General features: G+C 71.8%; 16 protein-coding genes. 11 read left to right on the top strand and 5 right to left on the bottom strand.

Features of this window, described 5'->3' with window-relative positions; translation table 11 throughout:
• The first annotated feature begins 121 nt into the window (after window positions 1–121).
• Window positions 122–733, top strand: a complete 612-nt coding sequence (locus ACFYYJ_RS31270) for a hypothetical protein (protein WP_389137429.1) — start codon at window positions 122–124, stop codon at window positions 731–733.
• A gap of 37 nt (window positions 734–770) precedes the next feature.
• Here the strand turns inward: ACFYYJ_RS31270 and ACFYYJ_RS31265 are convergent, their stop codons facing one another.
• Window positions 771–1,184 carry a hypothetical protein gene (locus ACFYYJ_RS31265; protein WP_389137427.1) on the bottom strand — a complete coding sequence of 138 codons (414 nt, stop codon included), beginning with the start codon at window positions 1,182–1,184 and terminating at the stop codon, window positions 771–773.
• Between the two features lie 52 nt (window positions 1,185–1,236).
• On the opposite strand from ACFYYJ_RS31265, the gene ACFYYJ_RS31260 reads away from it, so the two are divergent.
• Entirely contained in the window at window positions 1,237–2,004 is a 768-nt protein-coding gene (locus ACFYYJ_RS31260; RefSeq protein WP_385133671.1) for a glycerophosphodiester phosphodiesterase, read from the top strand.
• Here the strand turns inward: ACFYYJ_RS31260 and ACFYYJ_RS31255 are convergent.
• Both ACFYYJ_RS31255 and ACFYYJ_RS31250 read right to left on the bottom strand, forming a co-directional pair.
• Window positions 1,958–2,437, bottom strand: coding sequence for a hypothetical protein (locus ACFYYJ_RS31255; RefSeq protein ID WP_385133668.1), 480 nt, complete (start codon window positions 2,435–2,437; stop codon window positions 1,958–1,960). The two genes, ACFYYJ_RS31260 and ACFYYJ_RS31255, sit on opposite strands and share 47 nt — an antisense overlap.
• A 99-nt stretch (window positions 2,438–2,536) precedes the next feature.
• Window positions 2,537–4,051, bottom strand: a complete 1,515-nt coding sequence (locus tag ACFYYJ_RS31250; protein ID WP_389137425.1) for a ricin-type beta-trefoil lectin domain protein — start codon at window positions 4,049–4,051, stop codon at window positions 2,537–2,539.
• Between the two features lie 132 nt (window positions 4,052–4,183).
• Between ACFYYJ_RS31250 and ACFYYJ_RS31245 the strand changes: the two genes are divergently transcribed.
• The 3 genes from ACFYYJ_RS31245 (at window position 4,184) to ACFYYJ_RS31235 (ending at window position 8,927) form a co-directional block, all read left to right on the top strand.
• A complete protein-coding gene (locus tag ACFYYJ_RS31245) occupies window positions 4,184–5,590 on the top strand; it encodes a class II fumarate hydratase (RefSeq protein WP_385365468.1) in 1,407 nt (468 codons plus the stop codon).
• A gap of 133 nt (window positions 5,591–5,723) precedes the next feature.
• Window positions 5,724–6,422 (top strand): DUF402 domain-containing protein, encoded by a 699-nt coding sequence (locus ACFYYJ_RS31240; RefSeq protein ID WP_385133660.1) that lies wholly within the window; start codon window positions 5,724–5,726, stop codon window positions 6,420–6,422.
• Between the two features lie 255 nt (window positions 6,423–6,677).
• Entirely contained in the window at window positions 6,678–8,927 is a 2,250-nt protein-coding gene (locus tag ACFYYJ_RS31235) for a SpoIIE family protein phosphatase (RefSeq protein ID WP_385365466.1), read from the top strand.
• A gap of 156 nt (window positions 8,928–9,083) precedes the next feature.
• Here the strand turns inward: ACFYYJ_RS31235 and ACFYYJ_RS31230 are convergent, their stop codons facing one another.
• Window positions 9,084–11,363, bottom strand: a complete 2,280-nt coding sequence (locus ACFYYJ_RS31230; protein ID WP_389137422.1) for a transglycosylase domain-containing protein — start codon at window positions 11,361–11,363, stop codon at window positions 9,084–9,086.
• Between the two features lie 233 nt (window positions 11,364–11,596).
• Here ACFYYJ_RS31230 and ACFYYJ_RS31225 point away from each other — a divergent pair, with 233 nt between their 5' ends.
• The 3 genes from ACFYYJ_RS31225 to ACFYYJ_RS31215 all read left to right on the top strand — a co-directional run bounded on the left by ACFYYJ_RS31225 (window position 11,597) and on the right by ACFYYJ_RS31215 (window position 13,601).
• Window positions 11,597–12,517, top strand: coding sequence for an SPFH domain-containing protein (locus tag ACFYYJ_RS31225; RefSeq protein WP_385132695.1), 921 nt, complete (start codon window positions 11,597–11,599; stop codon window positions 12,515–12,517).
• Window positions 12,514–12,777: a hypothetical protein gene (locus tag ACFYYJ_RS31220; RefSeq protein WP_389137419.1), complete on the top strand. Its 264-nt coding sequence runs from the start codon at window positions 12,514–12,516 to the stop codon at window positions 12,775–12,777. Before ACFYYJ_RS31225 ends, ACFYYJ_RS31220 begins: the two co-directional genes overlap by 4 nt.
• A 164-nt stretch (window positions 12,778–12,941) precedes the next feature.
• Entirely contained in the window at window positions 12,942–13,601 is a 660-nt protein-coding gene (locus ACFYYJ_RS31215) for a peptidylprolyl isomerase (RefSeq protein WP_389137417.1), read from the top strand.
• Window positions 13,602–13,668: 67 nt separating this feature from the next.
• Here the strand turns inward: ACFYYJ_RS31215 and ACFYYJ_RS31210 are convergent, their stop codons facing one another.
• A complete protein-coding gene (locus ACFYYJ_RS31210) occupies window positions 13,669–15,165 on the bottom strand; it encodes a DUF2079 domain-containing protein (protein ID WP_389137415.1) in 1,497 nt (498 codons plus the stop codon).
• A gap of 130 nt (window positions 15,166–15,295) precedes the next feature.
• On the opposite strand from ACFYYJ_RS31210, the gene ACFYYJ_RS31205 reads away from it, so the two are divergent.
• The 3 genes from ACFYYJ_RS31205 to ACFYYJ_RS31195 are packed head-to-tail and all read left to right on the top strand — an operon-like array spanning window position 15,296 to window position 18,839.
• Window positions 15,296–15,820 carry a PadR family transcriptional regulator gene (locus tag ACFYYJ_RS31205; protein WP_385132705.1) on the top strand — a complete coding sequence of 175 codons (525 nt, stop codon included), beginning with the start codon at window positions 15,296–15,298 and terminating at the stop codon, window positions 15,818–15,820.
• Window positions 15,817–16,503 (top strand): ABC transporter ATP-binding protein, encoded by a 687-nt coding sequence (locus tag ACFYYJ_RS31200; protein WP_385132707.1) that lies wholly within the window; start codon window positions 15,817–15,819, stop codon window positions 16,501–16,503. The genes ACFYYJ_RS31205 and ACFYYJ_RS31200 overlap by 4 nt, the downstream gene beginning before the upstream one ends.
• Window positions 16,500–18,839: an FtsX-like permease family protein gene (locus ACFYYJ_RS31195; RefSeq protein ID WP_389137412.1), complete on the top strand. Its 2,340-nt coding sequence runs from the start codon at window positions 16,500–16,502 to the stop codon at window positions 18,837–18,839. Before ACFYYJ_RS31200 ends, ACFYYJ_RS31195 begins: the two co-directional genes overlap by 4 nt.
• The last annotated feature ends 156 nt before the right edge of the window (window positions 18,840–18,995 follow it).

The following is an 18,995-nucleotide window of genomic DNA, read 5'->3' as shown; positions in this document are numbered from 1 at the left end:
CCCTCCCCCGTTCGGGGGAGGGGCCCTCGCACATGTCCACCCATCGGCAGATGGCGGGCGGTCGGGCTCCCTACGAGGCTGTTGCCGTACCCAAACAGCCCACGCAGCACGGGAGTTCACGATGAAGAAGCACACCCGCACCCGCGCCCTCGTCCTCGCCGGGACCGCCGCCGCCCTGGTGGCCTCCCTGGTCGCCGCCGGTCCCGCCCCGGCGGCGCCGGCGGCGGCGAAGGTCGCCTCCGTCCACGGGGGCGGCACGATCTTCTTCCCCTACTCCGCCGAGGACGACATCCGCTTCACGGTCGAGGCCGAGTCGGTCCCGTGGAGCAAGCCGTACCCGGCGCCCGGCCTGGAGAAGGGGCTGCCGACGGACGCGCGGGGCCGGGTGACCATCTCCCACCGCTTCAAGGAGAACGGGTTCACCGGCACCGCCGAGGCGGAGGTCGACTGCCTGGTCACGGGCGGCCGGACCGCCACCCTGACGGCCGTGGTCACGTCCTCGAACGTCGGCTGGGAGGGCAAGCGGATCGGCATCAGCGTCCAGGACGGGCAGCGCGGCGAGCCCGACCGCCTCGGCTTCTCCTGGGGCGTCGCCAACGTCGACGTGAAGCCGGACGGCACGGTGGCCGAGCCGCGGGTGGGCACCTGCATGGCCCCGGCCCCCTTCACGGAGGTCACGAAGGGCACCTTCAGGGTCACCCCGGCGCCCCTCTCCCCGCGGCCCGCGGCGTAGCGGTCCTCCCGCCGGACGCGTTGCCGCCGCGTGCGGCTCAAAGACCGGGGCTCCGCCCCGCACCCCGCTCCTCGAACGCCGGAGGGGCCGGAGTCGGCCCGGCCGCGGCCGACTCCGCCAGGAAACGGGCCTCGACCGGCGTGGCCTCGATGCCGTGCTCCCGCGCTTCCCGCAGCTCGGGGAGCGTCAGACCGTACAGGGCGCGTACGGCCTTCAACGGCAGGCCGTCCGGGCCGCCCACGGCCAGACGGACCGTGCCCTCCTCGGCGACGATCCGCTCGCGGACCCGGGGCGGTGGCGGGCCCCAGCCACCGCCGCAGGCGTAGAACGCGTAGACGTCGCAGGACTCCGACTCCTCCCACCTGAGCCTGCCGTCGACGATGCGTTGCCACGCCTCGTGGCGGCAGTGCGGGCAGGGGCCGCAGTGTGTCGTCCCCAGGAGTTCAGCCATCCGTGCAGCATGCGGTGCCGGAGCCGCCACCGCATCCGGATACCGTCGGGGCATGACGCGACAGCCCCTCCCCGCCACCCCCGCCATCCGCGTGGTCGCCCATCGCGGGGCGTCCCACGAGCACCCCGAGCACACCATGGCCGCCTACCGGCAGGCCATCGCCGACGGGGCCGACTCGCTGGAGTGCGACGTGCGGCTCACCGCCGACCGGAAGCTGGTGTGCGTGCACGACCGGCGGGTGGAGCGGACCTCCGACGGGCAGGGGGTGGTCTCCGCCATGACGTACGCGGAGCTCGCCGCGCTCGACTTCGGGCGGTGGAAGGGCGAGGAGCACGCCGGGGCGCGGGTGCTGCTCTTCGAGGACCTGCTGCGCGAGGCGCTGGCGGCGGAGCGGCCGGTCGGGCTCGCCGTGGAGACCAAGCACCCGTCGAGGGCCGGGGGCCGGCTGGAGGTGGAGCTGGCGCGGATGCTCCGGGAGTACGGGCTCGCGGACGGGGCGTCGGGCCGCGTCGAGGTGATGAGCTTCTCCCGGAACGCGCTGACGCGGATGCACCGGCTCGCGCCCGGGCTGCCGGCCGTCTACCTGATCGAGCGGGCGGTGCGGCCCGTACGACCGCCGTTCGCGACCCACGCGGGGCCCGGCATCGACCTCGTACGGCGGGATCCGGGTCTGGTGGGGCGGCTGAAGGCCAAGGGGCTGCGGGTGCGCGTGTGGACCGTGGACGAGGCCGAGGACGTGGAGCTGTGCGTACGGCTCGGCGTGGACACGATCATCACCAACCGGCCGGCGGAGGTCCGAAAGCTCCTGGAGTCGCGCTGACCTGCCGGCGGGACCGTACGACCCTCACCGTGCAGTACGCGACGCCCGCCAGCGAGCCCATGAGCAGGGGGTTGACCCAGATCGGGACGACTTCCACGACGACGCTCCCGGAGAAGGTGCACTCCGTGGACACCGGGAAGTACGACCGGTCGATCTTGATGTCGGCGTCCGGGGTGCGGTAGCTCTGCGGGCCGCGCTGATCCGTGAGCGCGTTGAGGCAGGGACGGGTGGGGCGCGAGGCGAAGCCGCTCAGGTTGCCCCAGGCGAAGGCGATGACCGCGAGGCTCACACACACCCAGACGGCCTCGGTCCACTGGCCGGTGGCCGTACGGCTCATGCCCCGTCTTCGGGTCACCGCCAGGTGGACGGCCTTGACGAGGACGAACCCCACGGCGGGGAGGGCCAGCAGAACGGATATCGCGGTCATGATCATCGGGCAAGCGTGCCACAGGAGTTGGAGCCACCCGGCCGGGGTGCGCCGGCCGGGTGTGGGGGTGCGCGTGGGGATGTTCGGCGGGGGTGTCGTGTGGGGTTACGCGAAGCGCTGGTTCGCCGAGCCGTTGCACGGCTGCAGGCGCAGCGGGTCGTGGGCGGCGGCGACGGTCAGGCACATGCCCTGGGCGGCCGCGGGGCGGATGGTGGCGCCGTCGCGGACGAACTGCTGGTTCGCTCCGCCGTGGCAGTTCCAGATGATCAGGCCGGTGCCGGCCCCGTAGTTGGCGCCGGGGGCGTCGAGGCAGCGGTCGTGGCTGAGCTCGATGTGGACCGACTTGCGTGCCGTGTCGTACCACCAGCCCTGGTTGCGCCCGCCGTGGCAGTCCCAGCCGAGGACGGCCGTCTCATTGGCGCTGGAGCCGCCCTTGGCGTCGACGCAGTTGCCGGTCGCCTCGTTCTTCAGGGGTGCGTAGAGGGAGTCCCACGCGCCGGCCTGGAGGACCGGGGTGCCGGTGCTCGCGGGGTCGGCGCAGGAGGCCTCGCGCAGGCCGGAGTCGTAGAGCTGGGTCAGGCAGGACGCGAACGCGCCGTGGCCCCGGTAGTTGGGGTGGAAGGACTGGCGGGCGGTGTTCTCGTCCCACGGGAAGTGGTCGCCGAGGTCCAGGTAGAGGCCGCGGGCCCAGGTGTCCTCCATGCAGACCTCGTGGCCATGGAAGAGCCGGGAGTTGTCGAGGAAGATCGCGCCGGAGTTGCGGGCGGCCTCGCGCATGCCCTTCTCGAAGGTGGGCACCGCGTAGTTGCGGCCCCAGGCGGCGTCGGAGTCGTAGCCCGCGCAGCCTCCGGGGAGCTTGCCGGGGAAGTTCGGGTTGTCGTAGAAGTCGGGGCCGATGGGGCTGGGGTAGCCCATGACGACGAGCTTGTAGTCGGAGTCGGCGTAGCCCGCGTCGCGCATGACCGTCTTGAGGTCCGCGACGGTGGCCTCGACCTTGGGCCCCAGCCCGTCGACGCGCCCCTGCCAGCCCGGGCCGTACTTGGGCTCGCAGGTGCCCTGGCTGAGCACCCAGCGGGTGACGCAGTCGGTCATGACCGGGCCGAACTGGAGGTCGTCGTTGGCGCCGGCGACCAGCAGCACCATCTTGATCTTCGTGTTGCGGGCCTTGATGGCGAGGTTGTCGCTCTGGACCAGCTCGTCGGCGTACTGCTTGCTGCCTCCGATGCGGATGTTCCCGGTGTACCCGCCGGAGCAGGCGACGTTGAAGGTCAGGTCGGCGGGGATCCCGGTGCGGTGGATCGCCGAGTCCGGCGAGCGGTGGCACTGGTTGGACGAGGTGTTGGTGGCGGGGTCGTAGTTGCCGACGCCCTCGCCCGAAATCTCGCTGTCCCCGAGCGAGATCAGGCCGGTCTTGCGCTCGGCGAGCGGGCGGACGGCCGGGTCGCCGTAGATCTTGGTGGCCTCCGCCGCGCGGATGGCCTCCAGCTCGGGCGAGAGCGGGGTCGCCGCGCCCGCGGTGGCGGCCGTGACCGTCGCGGCCTGGGCCATCGGGGTGATGGCGGTGACGCCCCCGAGGGCGGCCGCGATCGCCGCGACCGCGGCGAAGGTAGATCTGAGCATGGGTTTCGTACGTGCACGTGCCATGGACGCCTCCCCGGCTGTCGGTGTTACCCCCGGTATTTACTGGCCGGTAGGGGAGTTGGGAACACTTCGAACAAGACAATTGCTCAACTTTTTGAGGAGGCTACGAAGATGACCGAAGACCAGCAGGCCGAAGCGTTCCGGATCGAGCACGACTCCATGGGTGAGGTACGGGTCCCCGCGCACGCCAAGTGGCGTGCGCAGACCCAGCGCGCGGTGGAGAACTTCCCGATCTCGGGGCAGCGCCTGGAGAGCGCCCACATCGAGGCGCTCGCCCGCATCAAGGCCGCGGCCGCCGTGGTGAACGCGCGGCTCGGCGTCGTGGACGAGGACATCGCCGCGGCGATCCGGTCCGCCGCCGCCGAGGTCGCGGACGGCCGCTGGGACGACCACTTCCCCGTGGACGTCTTCCAGACCGGCTCCGGGACCTCGTCCAACATGAACGCCAACGAGGTGATCGCCACCCTGGCCACCGAACGCATGGACGGGGTGCAGGTCCACCCCAACGACCACGTCAACGCCTCGCAGAGCTCCAACGACGTGTTCCCGTCCTCCATCCACATCGCCGCCACCGCCGCCGTCACCCACGAGCTGATCCCGGCACTGCGGCACCTGGAGATCGTGCTGGAGCGCAAGGCCGCCGAGTTCGAGCACGTGGTCAAGGCCGGCCGGACGCACCTCATGGACGCGACCCCGGTCACCCTGGGCCAGGAGTTCGGCGGGTACGCGGCCCAGATCCGCTACGGCGTCGAGCGGCTGCACGCGGCCCTGCCGCGGCTCGCGGAGCTGCCGCTGGGCGGCACGGCGGTGGGCACCGGGATCAACACCCCGCCCGGGTTCTCCGCGGCGGTGATCGCCGAGGTGGCCGCCGCGACCGGGCTGCCGCTGACCGAGGCGCGCGACCACTTCGAGGCCCAGGGGGCGCGGGACGCGCTGGTGGAGACCTCGGGCATGCTCCGCACGGTCGCCGTCTCCCTCACCAAGATCTGCAACGACCTGCGCTGGATGGCCTCCGGGCCGCGCACGGGATTGGCCGAAATCAACCTCCCGGATCTCCAGCCGGGGTCCTCGATCATGCCCGGCAAGGTCAACCCGGTGGTTCCGGAGGCGGTGCTGATGGTCGCCGCGCAGGTGATGGGGAACGACGCGACCGTCGCCGTGGCGGGCGCGGCCGGCAACTTCGAGCTCAACGTGATGCTGCCGGTGATGGCGAAGAACCTGCTCGAATCGATCCGGCTGCTCGCGAACGCGAGCCGGCTGCTCGCGGACCGCACGGTCGACGGGATCACCGCCAACATCGCCCGGGCCAGGGAGTACGCCGAGTCCTCGCCCTCCGTGGTGACCCCGCTGAACCGCTACATCGGCTACGAGGAGGCCGCCAAGGTCGCCAAGAAGTCCCTCGCCGAACGCAAGACGATCAGGGAGGTCGTCCTGGAGTCCGGCTTCGTGGACCGCGGCGACCTCACGGTGGAGCAGCTCGACGAGGCCCTGGACGTGCTGCGGATGACGCACCCCTGAGTCGGCCGCGGTCGGGGGCGGACGGGGGACGGAGGGCTTCGGCGAGGGGCCGGATTCGGTCGTTTACCGTCCCCGACCACCTCCGTGACCTGCACCGCAGCGGGCGCGGGGGCCCCGGACCTAAGATCTGCGCATGACAGGTACCTTCCGGCCCACGAGTGGTGGCGCGCCGCACGGCACGCGCTGGGCGCCCGGGGAGCAGATCCTCTGGCGCTACCGCGACCACGCGCCGGGGCCGACGGGCGGCGTGCACATCTGCCGCCCGGTGACCGTGGTGCGGGACACCGAGGACCTGCTGGCCGTCTGGATGGCCCCGGGCACCGAGTGCGTCAAGCCGGTGCTGGCCGACGGCACGCCGGTGCACGCGGAGCCGCTCGCCACCCGCTACACCGCGCCCCGGACCACCGTGCGCTCGCGCTGGTTCGGCGCGGGCGTGCTGAAGCTGGCCCGTCCCGGGGAGCCCTGGTCGGTGTGGCTGTTCTGGGAGCGCGGCTGGCGGTTCAAGAACTGGTACGTGAACCTGGAGTCGCCGCGGACCCGCTGGTCCGGCGGGGTGGACTCCGAGGACCACTTCCTCGACATCTCCGTCTACCCGGACCGCACGTGGAAGTGGCTGGACGAGGACGAGTTCGCGCAGGCGCAGCACTCCGGGCTGATGGACCCGGAGCAGGCGGAGCGGGTGCTGGCGGCGGGGCGCGACGCGGTCGACGTGATCAAGGCCTGGGGGCCTCCGTTCGGCGACGGCTGGGAGGACTGGCGGCCCGATCCGGCATGGACGGTTCCGGTCCTGCCCGAGGACTGGGACCGCACCCCGGCGCATATGACCTCATGAGACCCTTGATGCGCCCCCGGGGTTCAAACGTAGGATCGTTCTCCGCGAGGTCGCGTCGCCGGCTGTGCGAGCGGTACGTGGTTCCGTAAGTGTCGTGTTACGCGCGGTACTTGACCGGAGGTCGAGGCAGGGCGAGAAGTAACGAGGGGGACCCGGAAGCGCGGGGCGGTGGTGCCGCGGCCGCTGAGCGGGTATACCGCGACTGACCGAGTTGAGTGCAGCGCACATCGAGCGCAAACGGACGGAATTCCACGCGTGACGGAGTACCCCACCTCCCAGGAGGGCCCGCAGCCCGTCGCCTCCGGCGGAGGTACGGACGAGCCCGGCCACGGCAAGGCGCCGATCGCCGCCGAGGCCGTGCGCACGCATGCGCCGGACACGGGCGCCGGCCCCGCCGACCCGGCCGCCGCCACGGCGGCCTCCGATGCCCGCGCGGCCCGCGCCGCGGCGGGTGGCGGCGGACTCCCCCACCCCCGGGGTGAGGCCGGCGCCGCCGCGCGGAACGCCGCGGGCGGTGCGGCCGCCGAGCAGCCCCGCACCCGCGGGGAGGACGATGCGTCGTCCGGGGACGGCCCGGCCCGGGCACGGGACGGCGCGAACTCGCCGAACGCCGCGGGCGGCGACACCGACCGGGTACGGGACGGCGCGGCCGCGCGGAACGCGGGCGCCGCTCCGCGACCGCTCGGCGAGGTCGGCGGCGACTCGGCCGGGGGCGGCAAGGGCGGGCTCCCCGGCGGGGAGGTCACGGCCGCGCGCCGCGAGGGCGACCGGCTGCGGTTCGTCGGGGCCGCCACGCGCCGGATCGCCCGCGGCATCGACCTCGACGAGATCGTGCTCGGACTGTGCCGGGCCACCGTCCCGACGTTCTCCGACGCGATCCTCGTCTACCTGCGCGACCCGCTTCCCGTCGGCGACGAGCGCCCCGTCGGCCCGGTCGTTTTAAGGCTGCGTCGCACCGACCGGCTCCGGCCGATCGACGATCTGACCGCGGTCGAGGGCGCCGGGGCCGCGGGGGCCGCCGGCGAGCTCGACTTCAGTCAGCTCCCGCTGCTCGGCCCGCAGGGTGACCTGCCCGCGGCCGAGCTGTGCGAGATCCGCTCCGGCGGCCCGCTCGCCGAGGTGCTGCGCGGCGTACGGCCCGTCTTCGGGTCCGCCGCCGGCGCCAAGGAGGCCCTCGCGGAGCTGCTCGGATCGGAGCACCCGGTGCCGCGCGGCAACCGGGCCGTCCTCGCGCCCCTGCGCGGCCGCCGCCGGGTGATCGGCGCGGCCGTGTTCCTGCGCAGCCCGGAGCGGCCGGCCTTCGAGCAGAACGACCTGCTGGTCGCCGCGCAGCTGGCCACGCACACCGCGCTCGGCATCGACAAGGCCGTGCTGTACGGCCGCGAGGCGTACATCGCGGACGAGCTCCAGCGCACCATGCTGCCCGACAGCCTGCCCCAGCCCACCGGGGTGCGGCTCGCCTCGCGCTACCTGCCGGCCGCCGAGACGGCCCGGGTCGGCGGGGACTGGTACGACGCCATACCGCTGCCCGGCAGCCGGGTCGCGCTGGTCGTCGGCGACGTCATGGGGCACTCCATGACCTCCGCCGCGATCATGGGTCAGCTCCGCACCACGGCCCAGACCCTGGCGCAGCTGGACCTGCCGCCGGCCGAGGTGCTGCACCACCTCGACGAGCAGGCGCAGCGGCTCGGCTCGGACCGCATGGCGACCTGCCTGTACGCGGTCTACGACCCGGTCTCGCACCGGATCACCATCGCCAACGCGGGCCATCCGCCGCCGGTGCTGCTGCACCTGGGCGGTCGTGCCGAGGTGCTCCGCGTGCCTCCGGGCGCCCCCATCGGCGTCGGCGGCGTGGACTTCGAGGCCGTGGAGCTGGACGCCCCGGCCGGGGCCACCCTGCTGCTGTACACCGACGGCCTGGTGGAGTCGCGGCTGCGGGACGTGTGGACGGGCATCGAGCTGCTCCGGGAGCGGCTGGCCACGACGGCCCAGCTGACGGGCCTGGACCACCCGCCGCCGCTGGAGGCCCTGTGCGACGACGTGCTGGACATGCTCGGCCCGGGCGACCGGGACGACGACATCGCGCTGCTCGCGGCCCGGTTCGACGGGATCGCGCCCAGTGACGTCGCGTACTGGTTCCTGGACCCGGAGGAGACGGCTCCGGGCCGGGCCCGCCGGTTCGCGCGCCGGGCTCTGACCCGCTGGGGTCTGGAGGAGCTGAGCGACTCCCTCGAACTGCTGGTCAGCGAGGTGGTCACCAATGCCGTGCGGTACGCGGAGCGGCCGGTGACGCTACGGCTGCTGCGGACGGACGTACTGCGCTGCGAGGTCGGCGACGACTCTCCGCAGCTGCCGCGCCAGCGGCGGGCGCGGGACACCGACGAGGGCGGCCGCGGTCTGTTCCTGGTCAACCGGATGGCTCGGCGCTGGGGTGCGACCCGGCTGAGCAGCGGCAAGGTCGTCTGGTTCGAGCTGCCGCTGCCGGGGCCGCACGAGCGCCGCTGAGAAGGGCCCGACCGGAAACGCGCCCGGAAGGGGCCCTGCGAGGGCCCGTGGAAGGCCCGTAGAGGGCCTTGAGAGGGCCCGTGGATGCCTGCCAAGGCCCCGTAACGGCAGAACCGCCGCCCGCGTCCTGCGGGGGGCGGTTCTGCCGTTACGGGCCTACTGTCCCTGCTGCGGCGGGAACAGCGGCGGGTCCGGCGGCTTGGGACCGTTCGTCTTGGTCGGGTCCGGGCTCGTGGTCGGCGAGTTGGTCGGGGTCGGGGACTTCGAGCCGCTCTTGGTCGGCGTCGGCGACGGCGACTGGCTGCCCGCCGGGGTGCTGCTGGTCGACGGACTGGTCGACGGGCTGGTCGACGGCGTCGGGGAGGCGCTGCGGGTCGGGGCCTGCGAGGCCCCCATCTCCGCCTCCTTCAGGTCGAACTCGCCCGTGTCCTGGCCCTTGAGCGCGGCGAGGGTGTACGCCTTCCAGATCGCGGCGGGGAACGTGGAGCCACCCGCACGACCACCACCTGCGGTACCGGTCAGCGTGACCTGCGTGTGGTTCGTGGGGTCTTCACCGAACATCGCGACGACGGTGACCAGTTCGGGGGTGAACCCGGTGAACCAGCCGGCCACGTTCTTCTCCGTGGTACCGGTCTTGCCGGCGGCCTCGTAGGAGCTGCTGCGGACCTTGTTGCCGGAGCCGCCCTCGTCGTTGACGACGCCGGTGAGCACCTTGGTGACCGTGTCCGCGGTCTTGCGGCTGATGACCTGGGAGCCGATGGGCTGACGCGGGGTGAACTTGCCTTCCCTGTGCTCGGCCTTCTTGATGATGGTCGGCGTGACCTTCTTGCCGTGGTTGTCGAAGGTGGCGTAGACGGCCGCCATCTCCACGGTGTTGGCGCTCATGGTGCCGAGCGACATGGCGGGCGCGTCCTCCTTCCAGCCCGGACGGTCCTTCATGCCGAGCGCCAGGGCCGTCTTCTTCACCTTCTCCGGGCCGACGTCCACGATCATCTGTGCGTAGACGGAGTTCACGGAGAAGTCGGTGGCGCCCTGGACGGTGATCATCGGATCGCCGAAGTTCCGGTCGTCCTGGTTCTGCGGGGCGAAGGGGGTGTCGCTGCCCTTGACCGGCCGCTTGCTGGTGCCGTCGTAGAGGGCGTTCGGGGTGATCGGCTTGCCGTCCTGCGTGTTGGCGTTCTCCTGCAGGGCGGTGGCGAGCACGACCGGCTTGAAGGTCGAGCCGGGCTGGTAGTCGGTGCGCAGGGCGTTGCTCTCGGACTTCTCCGTCAGGCCCTGGCCGCCGTACATCGCGACGATGGCGCCGGTCTTCGGGTCCACCGAGGTGGCGCCGGCCTGGACGCTCTGGTCCACGGGGCGGTTCTTGGTGTCCTTGCGGTCGAGCTTGGACTCCAGCTCCTCGTTGACGGCCTCTTCCAGCGCCTTCTGCTTCTTCGGGTCGATGTTGAGCACGATGTTCCAACCACCGGCCGCGATCGCCCCGTCCTTGAACCCCTGCTCGTTCATCTCGTCGTTGGCGGCCTGGATCAGGTAGCCCTTCTGGCCGTCCATGCCCGGGCGGGGCTTGGGCTTGATGGGCGGCGGGAGGGTCATGGTCTTGCGCTTGGCCGGGTCGAGCTTGCCCATCTCGACCATGTTGTCGAGGACCGCGTTGAAGCGGATGTTGACGAGCCTCGTGCCGTTCGGGCCGGCGGTCGCCAGGTCGTACTGGCTGGGCGCCTGGATGACGGCGGCGAGGTAGGCGCCCTGCTCCAGGGTGAGCTTGTCGGAGTCGACCCCGTAGAAGGCCTGGGCCGCGGCCTGGATCCCGTACGCGTTGCGGCCGTAGAAGTTGGTGTTCAGGTAGCCGACGAGGATGTCGTCCTTCTCCATGCGCTGGTCGACCTTGAGGGAGATCACCAGCTCCCGGAGCTTTCGGGTCGGCGACTGGTCCTGCGTCAGGTAGTAGTTCTTGACGTACTGCTGGGTGATCGTCGAACCACCGGCCGTGCCCTTGCCGCGCACCGTGTTGAACAGGCCGCGGGCCACGCCCATCACGTCGATGCCGCGGTCCTTGTAGAAGGACTTGTTCTCGATGGCGATGAAGGCGGTGCGGACGTCTTCGGGGATCTTGTCGATCGTGACGTTCTCGCGGTTCATCGTCCCGGTGCGGGCCATGATCGAGCCGTCGGCGTACCGGTAGGTGTTGCTCTGGAGCGTGGCGCTCTTGTTCGGGTCGGTGGGTTCGTTCACCGAGAAGTAGAGGATCACCGCCGCGGCCATGAGGAGCAGGATCAGGCCGAAGAACGTCCCGAGGACCTTCTTCCAGGTGAAGAAGCGGCGTATGCCGGTGCGCTTGCCGCCGCCCGCCCCTCCCTTGGCGGGCTTCCCGCGCCCGCTCGGCGCACGCCGCGCACTGCGCTGCTGCTGCGCCCTACGCGCTTCTGCTCGGCTCATCGCTCCCGCTCCGCTCGATTTCCCCCGACACGTCAGCTCAGAAAGCTAACACCGCAGGCTGTGACAAAGGTTGGTCAACCATCATCAATACCGGTCAAATCGGACGTGAGAATCAGCACCCACGCCACTGGAACCGACGCACGTGAGGGCCGAAGGGTTGCCGTATCGCGAAAAAGTGATATCACTTTGCTAAGCGGCTCGACCGGCCGCGACCAAGAGAAACGGGGCAGACCATGACGAACGCAGCGAGCTCACCGGCCGGGGCGTCGGACGGCGTACGGGAATTCAGCGCGCGCAGCGTGGGCGGGGGCCTGGCGCTGCTGCTCGGACTGGCGGGCATGGTGGCCGGGGCGGGCCTGATCGCGGCCGGCGCGGTCCAGACGGCGGCCGCGGCCAAGGTCCTGCTGATCGCGGGCGGCATCGTGCTGATCGTGACGTCGATCTTCGCGATGAGCGGGCTCAACACCGTCGCGCCGGGCGAGGCCCGGGTGGTCCAGCTGTTCGGCCGCTACCGGGGGACGATCCGCACGGACGGGCTGCGCTGGGTCAACCCGCTGACCTCCCGGGAGAAGATCTCCACCCGCGTGCGCAACCACGAGACGGCCGTCCTGAAGGTCAACGACGCCTATGGCAACCCGATCGAGCTGGCGGCGGTCGTGGTGTGGCGGGTCGAGGACACGGCCCGCGCCGTCTTCGAGGTCGAGGACTTCACGGAGTTCGTCGAGACCCAGACCGAGGCCGCGGTGCGGCACATCGCTATCGAGTACCCCTACGACGCCCACGACGAGGGCGGGCTGTCCCTGCGGGAGAACGCCGAGGAGATCACCGAGAAGCTCGCGGCCGAACTCCACGCCCGGGTCGAGGCGGCCGGCGTGAGCATCATCGAGTCCCGCTTCACGCATCTCGCGTACGCTCCGGAGATCGCCTCCGCGATGCTCCAGCGCCAGCAGGCGGGCGCGGTCGTGGCGGCCCGCAAGCAGATCGTGGAAGGCGCGGTGGGCATGGTCGAACTGGCCCTCACCCGCCTGGCGGAGGAGGACATCGTGGATCTGGACCCGGAGCGCAAGGCCGCCATGGTCTCGAACCTGATGGTGGTCCTGTGCGGGGACCGCGCCGCGCAGCCGGTCGTCAACACGGGCACCCTCTACCAGTGACCCGGCCCGAGGCCCCGGACCCGACCCCGGACCCGGCGTCCGGGGCGAAGGCCGGGCGGCAGGCCCGCAAGCAGGTGCTGCTGCGGCTGGACCCGCAGGTGTACGACGCACTGGCGCGGTGGGCGGGTGACGAACTGCGCAGCGCGAACGCGCAGATCGAGTTCCTGCTGCGCCGCGCGCTGTCCGAGGCCGGGCGACTGCCCTCCTCGCCGGGGCCGATCCCCCGCCGCGGCCGCCCCCGTAACGCACCCGATTCCTGAGGGATTTCCGCCGGAATTCAACGGCGTGTGCCGCCCGTCCGCCTCGGCGCGACTGGATACGCTCACCGCGTCGTACACGGCCGCTCACCGAATTCGAGGCGCGTATGAATCTGACCAGTTGGAAATCATTCGGCGATCGGCGGGCGGTCCGGAAAGCGGCCGGCGTGGCCGCGGCGATCGTCGCGTGTTCCGGGCTCGCCTGGACGGCGGTTTCCCTCACCACCAGTACGTCCACGGACTCCAAGCGGCCCGAGGCCTGCCTGTACACGCCCACCGGCAAGGGCAACGGCGACAAGTCGGTCGGAGTGCCGACCTACGACACCATCTCCGCACGGCGGCCGTTCATGCTCACCCTCTCCACCAGCGAGGGCCCGATCACCATTCAGGCCCTCACCACGCAGGCGCCGTGCACCACCAATTCCTTCGCCTATCTCGCCGGGAAGAAATACTTCGACGGCAGTAAATGCCACCGTCTCACGACGAAGGGTATTTTCGTACTGGAATGCGGCGACCCCGCCGGGGTGGGAACCTCTGACCCCGGCTACTCCTACCCGAACGAAAACCGGAAGGGCGCCACCTATCCGGCGGGCACGGTGGCCGTCTCCAAGGCCCAGCCGGGACGGAACGGCGGACAGTTCTTCATCAGTTACGCCGACCCGCTCCTCAGGATGCCGCCCGAGTGGACTCCCTTCGGCAAGGTGATCGACGGGCTGGAAGTGGTGCAGAAGTTCGCCGCGAAGGGGACGGCGAACGGAGCGCCCGACGGTGCGCCCAAGGAGCCCGTCGTCATCGACTCGGCCACGGTGCAGTATCCGAAGGGCTGAGCGCGGTACGGGTGCCACGTGACCGTCACGGTCGCGTGGCACCCGTGCGTGTACCCGCGTCCGACGGTCAGCCGGTACGGGTCAGCAGGATGAAGCCGTCCTTGTCGTACACGGTGCTGTAGCCCCGTGCGCGGGCCTCTTGGACGGCCCGGTCCTGCTGCATGTGGTTGTACGGCCACTGCAGCGCCGGGGGCACCTCGGTGTCCACCATGATCCACTCCGGGTCGGGGCGGCTGTCCCCCCAGCCGTGCAGGCTGACGCTGGTGCGGTCGGCCAGGTGGGGCACCAGGTAGTGCCCCGCCTGGACCGTGGCGCCGTCCGGGATCATTTCCATCACCTTGTGGGCCTCGGCCGTGCGGGGATGTTCGGCCCAGGTGTCCGGCTTGACCAGTTGCCAGAAGGCGAAGTGCGGCAGCAACAGCAGGGTGACCGCCGCGCAGCCCGCCAGGTACCGGTACAGGCCGCGACCGCTCGCGCCCCGCCGGTGCAGGGCGTCGACGAAGGCCACGAAGACGATCGGCATGACCAGCAGCGAGTAGTGGTAGCTCGTACCCCAGTGCGGCGCGTAGTCCGAGGAGAGGCGCCACAGCACGGACGGCACCAGGACCAGCGCGATCGGCGAGCGCAGGGCCAGGAAGAGGGTCGGGGCCAGGATGTAGAGGATGGTCGTGACCTTCTCGCGCGGCGTGATGAGACCGAGCGTCATCCGTTCGACGGAGCCCATGAAGCCGCCGTCCGACTGCACGGCTCCCGCGGCCGCGCCGGTGTTCGGGTTGTGGGAGGCGAAGTAGCCCTCGAACCCGCCCGGGTGGAAGGAACTCAGCACCAGCAGGGACAGCCCGAGCGCCGCCACGCCGATCGCCGCCGTCACCAGCCCCGTCCTGCGGTTGCCCCGGCCCGCCTGCCAGGCGATGACGACGCCGATCGCGGCCACGGTGAGGCCGAGGTCCTCCTTCACCAGGAGCAGGGGCATCGCCCAGGCCGCGGCGGCGCGCAGTCGGCCCGCGCCGAGGGCCGTGAGGGAGAGCGTGAGCAGCGGAAGGGCGAACGCCCACTCGTGGAAGTCGGATTCGAGTCCGCTCGCCAGGCCCCACGAGAGGCCGTAAGCGACGCCGATGACCACGGCGGCGGGGGCGCCCAGAGCGCGGCGGGTCCAAAGGGCCAGGGGCACCATGCTTCCGGCGACCAGCGCGGCCTGCGCGACGAGCAGCATCTTGACCGAGGGCCACAGCCAGTACAGCGGCGCCAGCAGGGCCAGGATGGGCGAGAAGTGGTCGCCCAGGACCGGGAAGTCCGGGCCCTTCACCTCGGAGACGGGCAGGTGCCAACCCGCGTACGAACGCACGACCTGGACGAAGATCGCCAGGTCGAAGCTGCGCGAGCCCAGACGGTCGTGGACGGACAGGGACAGGATCGAGTATCCGAAGAACAAGGCCCCCGCCATGGCCCAGATCCACCATGTGCGTGCGGGGCGGTCTTCCGGGGGCGTCTCCGGCGCCGCCCGTTCCTCGATGCCCGTCTGCTGTGGTGGAAGTGTGGCGGCGGTTCCGGTGGGTGCTTGCATGAACCCGCAAGATGCCGGCAACGCCGGCGGTCGGGGCCGGAGTTGCCCTCCATCTGGGCCGATTCCCTTCGGATGGCGCACGCCGGGGGTCTATACATCGAGCGTATACACACGGTGTAGAGTCACCGACATGTCCATCGGTCACACGCTCCTCGGCCTCCTGGAGGCCGGCCCGCGCCACGGCTACGACCTCAAGCGGGCCTTCGACGAAAAGTTCGGCCACGACCGCCCCCTCGCCTACGGGCAGGTCTACTCGACCATGTCCCGCCTCCTGAAGAACGGCCTCGTGGAGGTCGAGGGGATCGAGAGCGGCGCCGGGCCCGATCGCAAGCGGTACGCCATCACCGACGCCGGCATCACCGACGTCGAGGCCTGGCTCTCGGAACCCGAGAAACCAGAGCCGTACCTGCACTCGGTGCTCTACACCAAGGTCGTCCTCGCCCTGCTCACCCACCGCAGCGCGAGCGGGCTCCTGGACACCCAGCGGGCGGAGCACCTGCGCCTCATGCGCATCCTGACCGCGCGCAAGCGCAAGGGCGACATCGCCGACCAGCTCGTCTGCGACCACGCCCTGTTCCACCTGGAGGCCGACCTCCGCTGGTTGGAGCTCACCGCGGCCCGCCTCGACCAGCTCGCCCAGGAGGTACGCCGATGATGCCGGCCGGATCACTGCTCGCCGCCACGGACCTCCACAAGGCCTACGGCAGCACCAAGGCGCTCGACGGCGCGGAGTTCTCCATCCACGCCGGCGAGGTCGTCGCCGTCATGGGCCCCTCCGGCTCCGGCAAGTCGACGCTGCTGCACTGCCTCGCCGGCATCGTCACCCCCGACTCCGGCTCCGTCTCGTACGCGGGCCGCGAGCTCGCCACGATGAGCGACTCGGAGCGCAGCGCCCTGCGCCGCTCCGACTTCGGCTTCGTGTTCCAGTTCGGGCAGCTCGTACCGGAGTTGACCTGCGTGGAGAACGTGGCGCTGCCGCTGCGGCTGGCCGGTGTCCGGCGCAAGGAGGCCGAGGCCACCTCCCTGCACTGGATGGAGCGGCTCCAGGTCGAGGACCTGGCCCGCAAGCGCCCCGGCGAGGTCTCCGGCGGCCAGGGCCAGCGGGTGGCGGTCGCCCGTGCGCTGGTCACCGGACCCCGGGTGATCTTCGCCGACGAACCCACCGGCGCCCTCAACTCCCTCAACGGCGAACTCGTGATGCAGCTGCTCACCGAGGCCGCCCGGTCCGCGAACGCCGCCGTCGTCCTCGTCACCCACGAGACCCGTGTGGCCGCGTACTCCGACCGGGAGATCGTCGTGCGCGACGGCCGGTCGCTCGACATGGAGCGCGTCATATGAACACCCTGCGCGCATGGGCCCGGGACCTCGGCATGGGTGTCCGCTTCGCCTTCGGCGGCGGCCGCGAGGGCTGGACCCGCACCCTGTTCACCGGTGTGGGCGTCGGCCTCGGCGTCGCCCTGCTGCTGATCTCCACCGCCCTGCCGAGCGCTCTCACCGCCCGTTACGAACGGGGCGACGCCCGCTCCATGATCAACGCGCCGCGGGCCGAACAGCCCGGCCACAACACCCTGTTGGCCATGCGCGCCGACCAGACGTACCACGACATGGACGTCGAGGGCGGCTTCCTGCGGGCCGAGGGGCCCGACGCGCCTGTTCCTCCGGGCCTGGGGAAAGTCCCCGGTCCGGGCGAGATGGCCGTCTCCCCCGCCCTGAAGCAGCTGCTGGACTCCCCGGACGGCAAGGGGCTGCGCGAGCGCCTGGAGGACTGGCGGGTCTCCGAGATCATCGGCGAGTCGGGCCTGATGGGCCCCGGCGAACTCTACTTCTACGCGGGCAGCGACCGGCTGCAGAAGACCGGCCCCGAGCAGTACCAGGTCATCCGGATCACCGGCTTCGCCCCCACCAAGGAACGCGAGGGGCTCGACCCCGTGCTCACGCTGCTGGTGGTGCTGACCTTCGTCGCTCTGCTGCTGCCGGTCACCGTGTTCATCGCTTCCGCCGTGCGCTTCGGTGGTGAACGTCGCGACCAGCGGCTCGCGGCGCTGCGGCTGGTCGGCGCGGACGCCCGTACGGTCCGCCGGATCGCCGCCGGGGAGGCCCTCGCCGGGTCCCTGGTCGGGCTGCTCCTGGGCGTCGGCTTCTTCGCCGTGGGCCGCGAACTGGCGGGCAGCTTCACGCTCCGCCAGCGCAGTGTCTTCCCCGCCGACCTGAATCCGTCGCCGGAGCTGGCCGCGCTGGTCGCGCTCGCGGTGCCCGTGGCGGCGGTCGCGGTGACCCTGTTCGCGCTGCGCGGCGTGGTCATCGAACCACTGGGCATCGTCCGTACGGCCACCCCGCGCGGGCGCCGCATGTGGTGGCGGCTGCTGCTGCCGCTGGGCGGACTGGGCCTGCTGGTCCCGCTGATGGGCCGCCGGGCCGACGGGGGCGGGGACTTCAACAAGTGGCAGGTCGGCGCCGGCATCGCCCTGCTCCTGGTCGGCATCACCGCGGTGCTGCCGTGGCTGCTGGAACGGCTCGTGTCCCGGCTCTCCGGCGGCCCGGTGTCCTGGCAGCTGGCCGTCCGGCGCCTCCAGCTGACCGGTGGCGGCGCCGCCCGGCCGGCCAACGGCGTGGCCGTGGCCGTCGCCGGGGCCATCGCCCTGCAGATGCTCTTCGCCGCCGTCGAGAGCGACTACGTCGCGTCCACCGGCCAGGACCCGGCCCGGGCGGCGCTCTCGATCAGCCTGCCCCAGGGCAACGGGGGCATGGGCGACCTCCCCGCCAAGGTCGCCGCCACCAAGGGCGTCGTCGCGGCGGTCCCGCTGACCGCCGTCTACGGGCAACAGGCGGGCCCCGACGACGGGACGCGCACCGAGATCACCATCGGCACCTGCGAGGCGCTGCGCGAGGTCGCCGTACTGAACTCGTGCGCCGACGGGGACTCCTTCGTCCTGTCGGATGCCTACTCCGGCCGGCCACTGCGGCCGGGCGAGAAACTGACCATCGACCCGTTCCTGGACTCCGCGCCGGACTCCGGGCACTCCAAGGCCGTCGAATGGACCGTCCCGGCCGGGGCGCTGCCGGCCACCGGCCGCGAGGACCCGACGGGCAGGATCCGGGGCGGGGTCCTGCTGACGCCCTCGCTGGCCCCGCAGGGCGTGGGCGCGGCGGAGAACGCGCATGTCTTCGTGCAGGTCGACGGGTCCGTGCCGGACGCCGTGGACAAGGTCCGCACGGCCGCCCTCAAGGCGGACCCCCTCAGCCGCACGCTGACGCTGAAGTACACCAAGGAGAAGGCCGGTTACTCGGCGATCCGCACCGGGCTGTTCTTCGGCGCGACCGCCGTGCTGATCCTGATCGGCACCAGCCTGTTGGTCTCGCAGCTGGAGCAGCTGCGCGAGCGCAAGAGGCTGCTGTCGGCGCTGGTCGCGTTCGGTACGAAGCGTTCCACGCTGAGCCTGTCGGTGCTGTGGCAGACGGCCCTGCCGATCGGGCTGGGCCTGGCGCTGGCCGCGGCGGCGGGCCTGGGCCTGGGGGCGGTCCTGATGCGGATGACCGGCCGGTCGGTCCGGATCGACTGGGCTTCGGTGGCCGCGATGACGGGCGCCGGGGCGGCCCTGGTGGGCGCCGTGACCCTCCTCAGCCTGCCGGCCCTCCTCCGCGTCATGCGGCCGGACGGCCTGCGGACGGAGTGACCAGGTGCGGCGCCGCTGCGGGGGCTCCGCCCCCCGAGCCCCCGCGCCTCAAACGCCGGCGAGGCTGGATTCGGCTGAGCTGCGCTCGAAAGTGCCGCCCGGCGGGGCTGGATTGCGCGGAGCGCAAATTCAGCCCCGCCGGCGTTTGAGGCGCGG

Origin of the sequence: Streptomyces sp. NPDC002467 (genome assembly GCF_042889825.1) — a bacterium.
Taxonomy (GTDB): domain Bacteria; phylum Actinomycetota; class Actinomycetes; order Streptomycetales; family Streptomycetaceae; genus Streptomyces.
This window is presented reverse-complemented; position numbering and strand designations above follow the sequence as displayed.

What these genes read in the sequence shown, in the direction of transcription:
- ACFYYJ_RS31205 (WP_385132705.1), top strand. Translation starts at nt 15,296, where the DNA reads ATGTCCATCGGTCACACGCTCCTCGGCCTCCTGGAGGCCGGCCCGCGC.
- ACFYYJ_RS31210 (WP_389137415.1), bottom strand. Translation starts at nt 15,165, where the DNA reads ATGCAAGCACCCACCGGAACCGCCGCCACACTTCCACCACAGCAGACG.
- ACFYYJ_RS31200 (WP_385132707.1), top strand. Translation starts at nt 15,817, where the DNA reads ATGATGCCGGCCGGATCACTGCTCGCCGCCACGGACCTCCACAAGGCC.
- ACFYYJ_RS31245 (WP_385365468.1), top strand. Translation starts at nt 4,184, where the DNA reads ATGACCGAAGACCAGCAGGCCGAAGCGTTCCGGATCGAGCACGACTCC.
- ACFYYJ_RS31195 (WP_389137412.1), top strand. Translation starts at nt 16,500, where the DNA reads ATGAACACCCTGCGCGCATGGGCCCGGGACCTCGGCATGGGTGTCCGC.
- ACFYYJ_RS31240 (WP_385133660.1), top strand. Translation starts at nt 5,724, where the DNA reads ATGACAGGTACCTTCCGGCCCACGAGTGGTGGCGCGCCGCACGGCACG.
- ACFYYJ_RS31265 (WP_389137427.1), bottom strand. Translation starts at nt 1,184, where the DNA reads ATGGCTGAACTCCTGGGGACGACACACTGCGGCCCCTGCCCGCACTGC.
- ACFYYJ_RS31260 (WP_385133671.1), top strand. Translation starts at nt 1,237, where the DNA reads ATGACGCGACAGCCCCTCCCCGCCACCCCCGCCATCCGCGTGGTCGCC.
- ACFYYJ_RS31255 (WP_385133668.1), bottom strand. Translation starts at nt 2,437, where the DNA reads ATGATCATGACCGCGATATCCGTTCTGCTGGCCCTCCCCGCCGTGGGG.
- ACFYYJ_RS31250 (WP_389137425.1), bottom strand. Translation starts at nt 4,051, where the DNA reads ATGCTCAGATCTACCTTCGCCGCGGTCGCGGCGATCGCGGCCGCCCTC.
- ACFYYJ_RS31230 (WP_389137422.1), bottom strand. Translation starts at nt 11,363, where the DNA reads ATGAGCCGAGCAGAAGCGCGTAGGGCGCAGCAGCAGCGCAGTGCGCGG.
- ACFYYJ_RS31225 (WP_385132695.1), top strand. Translation starts at nt 11,597, where the DNA reads ATGACGAACGCAGCGAGCTCACCGGCCGGGGCGTCGGACGGCGTACGG.
- ACFYYJ_RS31270 (WP_389137429.1), top strand. Translation starts at nt 122, where the DNA reads ATGAAGAAGCACACCCGCACCCGCGCCCTCGTCCTCGCCGGGACCGCC.